Here is an 11304-nt window from a genome sequence, read left to right on the forward strand (position 1 = left end):
GCGGGCATCGTGAAAAATCTATGGCAAAGAAAGCCTTATGTTCTCATAACTGACGATTAAATCGCACCTTCCCTAAGATAGTAGGGACGATGTTATCTTTGGCGTGGCTAAGCATAGTCTTGGCTCTAAAATTTTGTGCAAAAATTGCCTACAACAAACCGACAGGTACATCGTATCATGTTGGCCGCTCAAGAGTTGTGTCCACATTACGCGGGTAGGATCAGAGCAGTTGCCTGCCGCTAATGAGATTGCGGCTAAAATCCTCTGTCTTCCAATTTATCCTGATCTTACAAATAATGAGCAAAGTAAAGTGATTGAACTTATCAATCAGTATAGCCTCAAGTTTCCCTCTCCTAATGTCTCAAACATTGGCTGAAGCAAATTTGTAGTGTCACCAGGTGCCGGGCATTAAGCATTTTAGTGCCCTGTATTTGTTCATTCTTTCATCCATTTGTTGATAAATTAACTACTTATGGGTGTACACTTTTTTAACCCTCCAATATGTTGATAAGCTATTACCGTAAATAACCCCCCATTTCACCCACTATTCATCCGATTAAAACCCCTACAGAATCGGATAATCATGCCGATAACTCAAACTAACGCAGGGCTGTTTATCGTGAATTCACTGTATACCGCTGAAGGTGTAATGGATAAACACTCGCTGTGGCAGCGTTATGTTCCGCTGGTGCGTCACGAAGCATTGCGCCTGCAGGTGCGTCTGCCGGCGAGTGTGGAACTGGACGATCTGCTACAGGCGGGCGGGATCGGGTTACTGAATGCAGTTGACCGATACGACGCTCTGCAAGGAACGGCATTTACCACTTACGCAGTGCAGCGTATTCGTGGGGCCATGCTGGATGAATTGCGCAGCCGTGACTGGGTGCCGCGCAGCGTCCGGCGTAATGCCCGCGAAGTGGCACAGGCGATGGGGCAACTTGAACAAGAGCTGGGACGTAACGCGAGCGAAACTGAAGTCGCGCAACGTCTTGGTATCCCTGTTGAAGAGTACCGTCAGATGCTGCTCGATACGAACAATAGTCAGCTTTTCTCCTATGACGAATGGCGGGAAGAGCATGGCGACAGTATTGAGCTGGTGACTGACGATCATAAACAGGAAAACCCGTTATTTCAGTTACTGGAAAGTAATTTGCGTCACCGTGTAATGGAAGCCATTGAATCCTTACCGGAACGCGAACAACTGGTTCTGACGCTGTATTACCAGGAAGAACTCAATCTCAAAGAGATTGGCGCTGTTCTGGAAGTCGGTGAATCACGGGTAAGTCAGCTCCATAGCCAGGCCATCAAACGCTTACGTACCAAGCTGGGTAAGTTATAGGGTCAGTTGTCTGACAACCCCTGAAAAAATGCCGTACAACGCATTGACAACCAGGAGTTATCATGACAGTGCAGCAACCTAAAAGACGGCCACTAAGCCGCTACCTTAAAGACTTTAAACACAGCCAAACGCATTGCGCTCATTGTCACAAACTCCTCGATCGCATCACACTGGTGCGCCGGGGTGAGATTGTGAACAAGATTGCAATTTCCCGCCTGGATATTCTTCTTGATGAGGCTGCCTGGCAGCAAGAACAAAAAGAATGGGTCGCGCTTTGTCGATTCTGTGGCGATCTGCACTGCAAAGAGCAGAGCGACTTTTTCGATATCATCGGCTTCAAACAATTTCTCTTCGATCAGACTGAGATGAGCCACGGCACAGTACGTGAGTATGTTGTCCGTCTTCGCCGTCTGGGAAATCATCTGACCGATCTTAATATTTCCCGCCACCTTCTGGATGAAGGGTTCCCTGACGAAAATCTGGAGCCCTGGTTACCCACCACCAGTACCAATAATTACCGCATCGCGTTGCGCAAATACGCGCAATTTAAAGCGCAATCACACTTTAATAATGTGGTGCAAAAAATCGCGGTCGGCGCCAGATCTGATATATATTAAAAAAGCATAACATGTAACGGAAGGGTGCTTGCGCTTTGCTTCAGGCACCTTACCCTACTGATCATAATTTATCATTCGGGGTAACTATGAAACTTGCACTTCTGGGACGTCAGGCATTGCTGGGCGCGATGGCTGTTGCGCTGGTGGCGGGAATGAGCGTAAAAACTTTCGCCGCGGAAAACCTGCTGGCAAAAGTGAAAGAACGCGGCACCTTGCTGGTTGGGCTTGAAGGCACTTATCCGCCGTTCAGCTTCCAGGGCGATGACGGCAAACTCACCGGTTTTGAAGTTGAGTTCGCCGATGCGCTGGCAAAACATCTGGGCGTAAAAGCCGATCTCAAACCGACGAAATGGGATGGGATGCTGGCGTCGCTGGACTCCAAACGCATTGATGTGGTGATAAACCAGGTCACCATTTCTGACGAGCGTAAGAAAAAATACGATTTCTCCACGCCATACACCGTTTCAGGTATTCAGGCGCTGGTGAAAAAAGGTAACGAAGGCGGCATCAAATCTTCTGCTGATTTGAAAGGCAAGAAAGTCGGCGTTGGTCTGGGCACGAACTATGAAGAGTGGCTGCGCCAGAACGTTCAGGGCGTGGATATCCGCACCTATGATGATGACCCGACCAAATACCAGGATCTGCGTGTCGGTCGTATTGACGCAATTCTGGTGGATCGCCTGGCGGCACTCGATCTGGTGAAAAAAACCAAAGACACCCTGGCGGTCGCAGGGGATGCATTCTCTCGCCAGGAAGCCGGTGTGGCGCTGCGTAAAGATAATGCTGACCTGTTGCAAGCAATTGATTCGGCGATCGCCGATATGCAAAAAGATGGCACCATGAAGGCGCTGTCTGAGAAGTGGTTTGGGGCTGATGTGACGAAGTAATCGTCCAGGCTTTTAAAAGGCGCTAAATTTAGCGCCTTTTTTATTTCTGTGCGCGATACGTGCATAATAAAAACAACCACATTTTGCAACCGGAGGACCCATGTCCTTGCACAACCTGACCCGTTTCCCGCGCCTGGAACTTATTGGCGCGCCCACTCCGCTTGAGTATCTGCCGCGTTTTTCTGATTATCTGGGGCGCGATATCTTTATCAAACGCGATGACGTTACGCCGATAGCCATGGGCGGCAATAAGCTGCGTAAATTAGAATTCCTTGCGGCAGACGCGCTGCGAGAAGGGGCCGACACGCTAATAACCGCTGGGGCGATTCAGTCTAACCATGTGCGTCAGACGGCGGCGGTGGCGGCGAAACTGGGGCTTAACTGCGTTGCGCTGCTGGAAAATCCCATCGGCACCACGGCTGAAAACTACCTGACTAACGGCAACCGTCTGTTGCTGGATCTGTTTAACACCCAGATTGAGATGTGCGATGCGCTGACCGATCCGGTTAGCCAGCTTGATGAACTGGCGACACGCATTGAGGTTCAGGGGTATCGTCCGTATGTTGTCCCGGTCGGCGGCTCTAATGCGCTGGGCGCGCTGGGCTATGTGGAGAGTGCGCTGGAAATTGCTCAGCAGTGCGAAGGGGCGGTGAGTCTCTCTTCCGTGGTTGTGGCGTCGGGAAGTGCCGGTACTCACGCAGGCCTTGCGGTAGGACTCGAGCAGCTTTTACCTGACGTTGAACTGATTGGCGTGACGGTTTCGCGCAGTGTTGCCGATCAGCAAGGAAAAGTCGTCACCTTGCAACAGGCCGTTGCCGGTGCGCTTGAAGTTGAGGCGAAAGCCGATATCTTACTCTGGGATGACTATTTTGCGCCCGGATACGGTATGCCCAACGTTGAAGGCAATGAAGCGGTGAAACTGCTGGCGCGTCTGGAAGGGATCCTGCTCGACCCGGTGTACACGGGCAAAGCGATGGCCGGGCTTATCGACGGGATCACCCGCAAACGCTTTAAAGATGAAGGACCAATCCTGTTTGTGCATACGGGTGGTGCGCCAGCCCTCTTTGCCTATCATCCTCACGTTTAATCGCAAGGCTAATAACGCTAATGCAAGAAAGTTTACAGCTGGTTATTGATTCGGCCCCCTTCCTGCTTAAAGGGGCGGTATTTACATTGCAACTCAGTATCGGCGGCATGATTTTTGGCCTGCTGCTGGGCTTTGTGCTGGCGCTGATGCGGATGTCTGCCGTCTGGCCGGTTCGCTGGCTGGCCCGCGTCTACATCTCGGTGTTTCGCGGCACGCCGCTGATTGCGCAACTCTTTATGATTTATTATGGTCTGCCGCAGTTCGGCATTGAGCTGGATCCTATTCCGGCAGCGATGATTGGCCTGTCGCTTAATACCGCAGCCTATACGTCGGAAACCCTGCGAGCCGCGATATCTTCCATTGATAAAGGGCAGGGGGAAGCGGCAGCCAGTATCGGTATGACGCCATGGCAGACTTTGCGCCGGGCTATTTTGCCTCAGGCTGCGCGAGTGGCGCTCCCGCCGCTGAGCAACAGTTTTATCAGCCTGGTCAAAGACACCTCGCTGGCGGCAACCATTCAGGTGCCGGAGCTGTTCCGCCAGGCCCAGTTGATTACCTCCCGTACGCTGGAAGTGTTCACCATGTATCTCGCGGCCTCCTTAATCTACTGGGTGATGGCAACCGTTTTGTCAGCGTTGCAGAATTATTTTGAAAATCAGCTTAACCGTCAGGAGCGCGATCCGAAATGAGTGCCATCGAAGTCAAAAACCTGGTGAAAAAGTTTCATGGGCAGACGGTACTGCATGGGATTGACCTTGCCGTGGAGCAGGGGGAAGTGGTGGCCATTATTGGCCCAAGCGGCTCAGGCAAAACCACGTTACTGCGCAGTATCAATCTGCTGGAGCAGCCGGAAAGCGGCAGTATTCGGGTCGGCAATATCACCATTGATACCGCGCGGGCGCTGAGCCAACAAAAAGCGAATATTCGCCAGTTGCGCCAGCACGTCGGCTTCGTCTTTCAGAACTTCAATCTTTTCCCCCATCGGACGGTGCTGGAAAATATTATCGAAGGGCCGGTGATTGTAAAAGGTGAAAGCCGGGAGGAGGCGTCAGCACGGGCCAGGGAACTGCTGGCAAAAGTGGGCCTGAGCGGTAAAGAAACCAGCTACCCGCGACGGCTATCGGGTGGGCAACAGCAGCGTGTTGCGATCGCGCGTGCGCTGGCCATGCGTCCGGATGTTATTTTGTTTGATGAGCCCACCTCGGCACTGGATCCGGAGCTGGTAGGGGAGGTTCTGAACACTATCCGGCAACTGGCGCAGGAAAAGCGCACGATGGTGATTGTGACCCACGAGATGAGCTTTGCCCGCGATGTGGCCGACAGGGCTATTTTTATGGATCAGGGACGTATCGTTGAGCAGGGCCCGGCGAAATCGCTCTTTGCCGATCCGCAGCAGCCGCGTACCCGTCAGTTTCTGGAAAAGTTTCTGATGCAGTAAGACCGCCGGGATCATTAATTGAGGTTAGTGATCCCGGGAAAGTATTACTTAAGTGAAATTTAGTTGTGCTTTTTAATTACAAACACTGCTACTAAGGATATTGCAAGTAATGCTGTTATCCTCCTGGACACAACCCCCGGAATCTTCACATTTTTTTGCTCATTAATTGCCCCGGATATTCAAAATATCCCCCACTGCAATGATATTTTATACATATAAATAAGTATTATGTGTTAATTTAATGTATTCATAATAATGATTATTATTGTCAGGGGTGATATCGGTCAGATGTGGGAGAATGACTTTTTTAGGTGGCGCAGGGAAATGCTGCTACGTTTTCAGGAGATAACAAAAACGGACGAAGTATATTCCGAGTTGAAGCGTCAGACGCAGGAACTGGAATATGACTATTTTTCGCTGTGTGTTCGCCATCCGGTGCCTTTCACGCGTCCTAAAATCAATGTGGAATCGTCTTATCCCGATGTGTGGATGTCGCATTATCAGGCAGAGAATTATTTCGCCATTGATCCGGTGCTGAAAGCCGAGAATTTTCTGCATGGTCACCTGCCGTGGAACGATAAGTTATTCCACGATGCCCCGGTGCTGTGGGATGCTGCGCGCGATCACGGCTTGCGTAAAGGCGTAACCCAATGCCTGATGCTGCCGAACCACGCGCTGGGATTTTTGTCTGTTTCTCGCACCAGCATGCTTACTAAGGCGCGTGAAGGCGATGACCTGGAGCTGCGTCTGCAATTGTTGGTTCAACTGAGCCTGCTGGCGCTGGTTCGTCTTGGGGACGACATCGTGACGGCGCCAGAGATGAAATTCAGCAAGCGGGAAAAAGAAATTCTCAGATGGACGGCAGAAGGGAAGACGTCGGCGGAAATTGCCATCATCTTATCCATTTCCGAGAACACGGTGAATTTTCATCAAAAAAATATGCAGAAAAAATTTAACGCGCCGAATAAAACACAGATTGCCTGTTATGCTGCGGCGACAGGAATGATTTGAGATTTATTACGGTTCTGCGTGTCAGACGAGAGCCGGCTGCCAGCTTATATTAGCTACCAGCCGGATCCGCTTACTGACGGTAAGCCTGCTTAATCTGCTTAACGGTGTTAGAGAACACTGCCGCTTGCGATTCATCTTCCAGGCTTGCGATTTGCTTCTCCATTTTCAGGATCACACGGCCAGCATCAGCCTGCCCCATCGCCTGCAACATCAGCGTGACCATTGCTTTCAGGCAAGAGACTTCCTGAGCCAGTTCCTGGTTATTATCAGCGGTGGAGAAATCAGGGGTGCTCATTGAATTACCTCATTCAGTTACAGTGTCTTCGCATGACAAAGAATGTCAAAGCGGCGGAGTATACCACATGCAACAGGAAAATCAGCAGTGGTTATTTTTTGATCCTGACCGGTTAAGTTTATTAAATTAAACAATTGCGAAAATTTGCGACCTGATATTGCGCGGAAAATATATGTTTAAATGCGATATCGCGGCGGTTAATTATTGTTACAACTTTCAGTTTTATTTTTTTCCAGGATAAATTCTGATTTTTTGGTAACTTTTTGAAACCTGTTTTTGACGTTTATCGCAGAAAGTGCCGCAGGACGGGGTAGTATCCATACTGTCCCCAGGTTAATTTCCAGAAAACAAAGTAAAATTGAATGCCCGACACTATTTACCTTTCATTACCAGGATAAAAACCGTTAGTATGGGAGCAATTAGTTTTGCAGCAGCGTCATCCCTCTTCTGGAGATATTCCTTTGATCAACGTACTTCTTGTTGATGACCACGAACTTGTGCGCGCAGGGATACGACGCATTCTCGAAGATATTAAGGGCATAAACGTTTCCGGCGAAGTTTGTTGCGGCGAGGACGCTGTAAAATGGTGCCGGAGCAATTCCGTCGATGTTGTGTTGATGGATATGAACATGCCTGGCATCGGTGGTCTTGAAGCAACACGCAAAATCGTACGTTTAAACGTCGATACTAAAGTCATTATGCTGACTATCCACACCGAAAATCCACTGCCGACCAGGGTTATGCAAGCCGGTGCAGCAGGTTACCTGAGCAAAGGTGCCGCGCCACAGGACGTGGTGAATGCTATTCGCTCCGTGCATGCAGGCCAGCGCTATATCGCCTCTGATATAGCCCAACAGATGGCATTAAGCCAAATCGAACCCGAAGCTGAGTCGCCGTTTGAGAGTTTGTCTGAACGCGAATTGCAGATTATGCTGATGATCACTAAAGGTCAGAAGGTCAATGAGATCTCTGAGCAGTTAAATCTCAGTCCTAAAACGGTGAACAGTTATCGTTACCGGATGTTCAGTAAATTGAACATCCATGGTGATGTCGAGCTGACCCACCTAGCGATTCGTCACGGTCTGTGTAATGCGGAGACGTTAGCAAGTCAGTGAATGAAGTTTTCGATTCCAAAGCCTTTCTCAAGACAGTTACCAGCAAACCCGGCGTCTACAGAATGTACGATGCCGGTGGTACCGTTATTTATGTAGGCAAAGCCAAAGATCTGAAGAAGCGTCTTTCAAGCTACTTTCGCAGTAACCTTGCGTCGCGGAAAACCGAAGCGCTGGTGGCTCAGATCCAGCAAATTGACGTCACGGTAACCCATACCGAGACGGAAGCGCTGTTGCTGGAGCACAACTACATCAAGCTCTACCAGCCGCGTTATAATGTGCTGCTGCGTGATGACAAATCCTATCCGCTTATTTTCCTCAGCGCTGACAGCCATCCGCGTCTGGCGATGCACCGTGGCGCAAAGCATGCGAAAGGCGAGTACTTCGGCCCCTTTCCAAACGGTTATGCGGTGCGGGAAACCCTGGCGCTGCTGCAAAAAATTTTCCCGATACGTCAGTGCGAAAACAGCGTTTATCGCAACCGCTCACGCCCTTGTCTGCAATACCAGATAGGCCGTTGCCTGGGGCCTTGCGTCACCGGGCTGGTGAGTGAAGAAGAGTATGCGCAGCAGGTCGACTACGTGCGCTTGTTCCTTGCCGGGAAAGACTCCCAGGTACTGACCCAACTTATCGCCCGTATGGAAAAAGCCAGCCAGGCGCTTGAATTCGAAGAGGCGGCGCGCATTCGTGACCAGATTCAGGCGGTGCGCCGGGTCACTGAGAAACAGTTTGTCTCCAATACCGGGGACGATCTGGATGTGATTGGTGTCGCTTTTGATGCGGGCATGGCCTGTGTGCATGTGCTCTTTATTCGCCAGGGCAAAGTGCTGGGTAGCCGCAGCTACTTCCCGAAAGTCCCGGGTGGTACGGAACTGGGTGAAGTGGTTGAAACCTTTGTCGGGCAATTTTATCTGCAAGGCAGCCAGATGCGTACCTTGCCAGGTGAGATCCTGCTGGACTTTAACCTCAGCGATAAAACCCTGCTTGAGGATTCACTCTCCGCCATTGCCGGGCGTAAGGTGAATGTACAGACCAAGCCTCGCGGCGACCGCGCGCGTTACCTGAAACTGGCGCGCACCAATGCGGCGATTGCACTGAGCACCAAACTGGCGCAGCAGTCCACCGTCAGTCAGCGTCTGACCGCGCTGGCGACGTTGCTGAAGATGCCAGAAGTCAGGCGGATGGAGTGCTTTGATATCAGTCATACCATGGGGGAGCAGACGGTGGCTTCCTGCGTTGTATTTGATGCCAATGGCCCACTGCGCGCTGAGTATCGTCGGTACAATATCACGGGCATCACGCCCGGGGATGACTATGCGGCGATGAATCAGGTGTTGCTTCGTCGCTACGGTAAAGCCATCGATGAGAGCAAGATCCCGGATGTTATCCTGATCGATGGTGGCAAAGGGCAGTTAGGGCAGGCGAAAGCGGTTTTTGCCGGGCTCGATGTTAGCTGGGATAAAAATCATCCCTTGTTGCTGGGTGTGGCAAAAGGGGTCGATCGTAAAGCCGGGCTGGAGACCCTGTTTTTCGAGCCAGAAGGTGAAGGATTTAGCCTGCCGCCGGATTCGCCAGCGCTGCATGTCATTCAACATATTCGCGATGAATCGCACGATCATGCAATCAGCGGGCATCGAAAAAAGCGGGCGAAGGTGAAAAACACCAGCAGCCTGGAAACCATCGAAGGGGTGGGGCCAAAACGCCGCCAGATGCTGCTAAAGTATATGGGCGGCCTGCAAGGCCTGGTGAACGCCAGCGTCGAAGAAATTGCAAAAGTGCCGGGTATCTCGCAAGGCCTGGCAGAAAAGATCTACTACTCGTTGAAACATTAAGGGCTCTGTAGCAACATAGGGTCAATATTTTACTGACAACAGACAGTTACCGTCATTATGCGATTTAATATCCCTACGTTGCTTACCCTGTTCCGCGTCATTCTGATTCCATTCTTTGTACTGGCGTTTTATTTGCCGTTTCCGTGGGCGCCTTTCGCCTCGGCGCTGATTTTTCTTGTTGCCGCTGTGACGGACTGGTTTGACGGTTTTCTGGCGCGCCGCTGGAATCAAAGTACCCGCTTTGGCGCTTTCCTCGATCCGGTTGCGGATAAAGTGCTGGTGGCAATCGCCATGGTTATGGTCGCTGAGCATTACCACAGCTGGTGGGTAACATTGCCGGCCGCCACCATGATTGCCCGTGAGATCATTATTTCGGCCTTGCGTGAATGGATGGCTGAGCTGGGCAAACGTAACAGCGTTGCGGTCTCCTGGGTGGGTAAAGTGAAAACCACCGCCCAAATGGCGGCCCTGACCTGGATGCTGTGGCGTCCAAATGAGTGGGTGGAGTGGGCAGGAATAGCACTTTTCCTGGTCGCAGCGGTGCTGACGCTGTGGTCAATGCTGCAATATCTGAACGCTGCGCGCGGTGATTTGCTCGATCAGTGATCGTATCGCGTTAATTTTCAGCAAACGATCCGGGTTTTGAAAAATAACGTTGACTCAGTGCGTCAGGTAAGTAGAATGCATCGCATCGGAAGGCAGCACGGTCTGCCAGAAGATAACAAAATCAAGTGATTAGCAGTGAACTTGATGTTGCGGGAATAGCTCAGTTGGTAGAGCACGACCTTGCCAAGGTCGGGGTCGCGAGTTCGAGTCTCGTTTCCCGCTCCAGTTTAAAGGCATCGGCATTTTGCGGGTGCTGGCCGTAAGGCCTGAAGAATCTGGCGCGTTAGCAAAGCGGTTATGTAGCGGATTGCAAATCCGTCTAGTCCGGTTCGACTCCGGAACGCGCCTCCAATTTCTTCCCGAGCCCGGATGGTGGAATCGGTAGACACAAGGGATTTAAAATCCCTCGGCGTTCGCGCTGTGTGGGTTCAAGTCCCACTCCGGGTACCATGGGAAAGAAAAGAATAAAATCAATGATAAGCAGTGTCGTGAAACCACCTCCGGGTGGTTTTTTTTGTTTTTGCTGTTTGGCCTTATCACAATAAGAGGGGATTACTGCCCCCGACCACCGACACTCCATGTCGATGTCCCTCATTTTATTAATCTCGATAAAACATACATATGAGCAATACTTTGCAGCGTGTACTTATTATGGGAAACAGTGGGTCAGGCAAAAGCTGGCTGGCGGCGCGCCTGTCTGAGAAACTGAACCTGCCAGCCACTGATTTAGATACCCTGGTCTGGGAACCTGGAGGCTATGGTCAATCCCGTCCTAAGGCTGATGCTCTGAATGATGTTCTGTCAATAGCGAATGAAGAGCGTTGGATCATGGAGGGGATCTATGGCTGGATTGCAGACAGAGTTATTTCGTCCACCACACATGTTATATGGCTCACACTTGATCCAGCAGAATGCGTAGAAAATATTAAAGCCAGAGGGATCCGCAATAATGGATCTGTAGCAGATTTTGCAGCCTTGCTGGAATGGGCGTCATTATATGAAATGTACTAGCTCAGACCTGATCTGACAGTTACCGGTTATTTATACAGGTGTCTGTCAGATTAAATCTGGTTCAGATTT

General features: G+C 50.7%; 13 protein-coding genes and 3 tRNA genes. 15 read left to right on the forward strand and 1 reads right to left on the reverse strand.

Annotated elements, in window-relative coordinates:
* Positions 1–103: 103 nt before the first annotated feature.
* From ACSZO4_RS22295 to sdiA, 8 genes are all read left to right on the forward strand, one after another.
* Positions 104–376, forward strand: a complete 273-nt coding sequence (locus ACSZO4_RS22295) for a DegT/DnrJ/EryC1/StrS family aminotransferase (RefSeq protein WP_437891244.1) — start codon at positions 104–106, stop codon at positions 374–376.
* A gap of 243 nt (positions 377–619) precedes the next feature.
* A complete protein-coding gene (locus ACSZO4_RS22300; protein WP_437891255.1) occupies positions 620–1339 on the forward strand; it encodes an RNA polymerase sigma factor FliA in 720 nt (239 codons plus the stop codon).
* 62 nt (positions 1340–1401) lie between these two features.
* Entirely contained in the window at positions 1402–1956 is a 555-nt protein-coding gene (gene fliZ, locus ACSZO4_RS22305) for a flagella biosynthesis regulatory protein FliZ (RefSeq protein ID WP_437891245.1), read from the forward strand.
* Positions 1957–2042: 86 nt separating this feature from the next.
* Entirely contained in the window at positions 2043–2843 is an 801-nt protein-coding gene (gene tcyJ, locus ACSZO4_RS22310) for a cystine ABC transporter substrate-binding protein (protein WP_437891246.1), read from the forward strand.
* Between the two features lie 100 nt (positions 2844–2943).
* On the forward strand, positions 2944–3930 hold the full coding sequence (gene dcyD, locus ACSZO4_RS22315; protein WP_437891247.1) for a D-cysteine desulfhydrase: 987 nt from the start codon (positions 2944–2946) through the stop codon (positions 3928–3930).
* Positions 3931–3950: 20 nt separating this feature from the next.
* Positions 3951–4619, forward strand: a complete 669-nt coding sequence (gene tcyL / locus ACSZO4_RS22320) for a cystine ABC transporter permease (protein ID WP_437891248.1) — start codon at positions 3951–3953, stop codon at positions 4617–4619.
* Complete coding sequence (gene tcyN, locus ACSZO4_RS22325) at positions 4616–5368, forward strand: L-cystine ABC transporter ATP-binding protein TcyN (RefSeq protein ID WP_437891249.1); 753 nt, start codon at positions 4616–4618, stop codon at positions 5366–5368. The genes tcyL and tcyN overlap by 4 nt, the downstream gene beginning before the upstream one ends.
* Positions 5369–5656: 288 nt before the next feature.
* A complete protein-coding gene (sdiA, locus tag ACSZO4_RS22330; RefSeq protein ID WP_437891256.1) occupies positions 5657–6379 on the forward strand; it encodes a transcriptional regulator SdiA in 723 nt (240 codons plus the stop codon).
* Between the two features lie 70 nt (positions 6380–6449).
* Here the strand turns inward: sdiA and ACSZO4_RS22335 are convergent, their stop codons facing one another.
* Entirely contained in the window at positions 6450–6674 is a 225-nt protein-coding gene (locus tag ACSZO4_RS22335; RefSeq protein WP_437891250.1) for a DUF2594 family protein, read from the reverse strand.
* 461 nt (positions 6675–7135) lie between these two features.
* Here ACSZO4_RS22335 and uvrY point away from each other — a divergent pair, with 461 nt between their 5' ends.
* The 7 genes from uvrY to ACSZO4_RS22370 all read left to right on the forward strand — a co-directional run bounded on the left by uvrY (position 7136) and on the right by ACSZO4_RS22370 (position 11235).
* Complete coding sequence (gene uvrY, locus ACSZO4_RS22340; protein WP_437891251.1) at positions 7136–7789, forward strand: UvrY/SirA/GacA family response regulator transcription factor; 654 nt, start codon at positions 7136–7138, stop codon at positions 7787–7789.
* Positions 7786–9618, forward strand: a complete 1833-nt coding sequence (uvrC, locus tag ACSZO4_RS22345; protein ID WP_437891252.1) for an excinuclease ABC subunit UvrC — start codon at positions 7786–7788, stop codon at positions 9616–9618. The genes uvrY and uvrC overlap by 4 nt, the downstream gene beginning before the upstream one ends.
* A 57-nt stretch (positions 9619–9675) precedes the next feature.
* On the forward strand, positions 9676–10224 hold the full coding sequence (gene pgsA, locus ACSZO4_RS22350) for a CDP-diacylglycerol--glycerol-3-phosphate 3-phosphatidyltransferase (protein WP_437891253.1): 549 nt from the start codon (positions 9676–9678) through the stop codon (positions 10222–10224).
* A 149-nt stretch (positions 10225–10373) separates the two neighbouring features.
* Positions 10374–10449 (forward strand) — tRNA-Gly (locus ACSZO4_RS22355).
* A 52-nt stretch (positions 10450–10501) separates the two neighbouring features.
* Positions 10502–10575 (forward strand) — tRNA-Cys (locus ACSZO4_RS22360).
* 12 nt (positions 10576–10587) lie between these two features.
* Positions 10588–10674 (forward strand) — tRNA-Leu (locus ACSZO4_RS22365).
* Positions 10675–10845: 171 nt separating this feature from the next.
* Positions 10846–11235, forward strand: coding sequence for a hypothetical protein (locus ACSZO4_RS22370; RefSeq protein WP_437891254.1), 390 nt, complete (start codon positions 10846–10848; stop codon positions 11233–11235).
* Positions 11236–11304 lie beyond the last annotated feature (69 nt).

It is taken from the genome of Phytobacter sp. V91 (assembly GCF_965644225.1).
Classification (GTDB): Bacteria; Pseudomonadota; Gammaproteobacteria; order Enterobacterales; family Enterobacteriaceae; genus CBFFRJ01.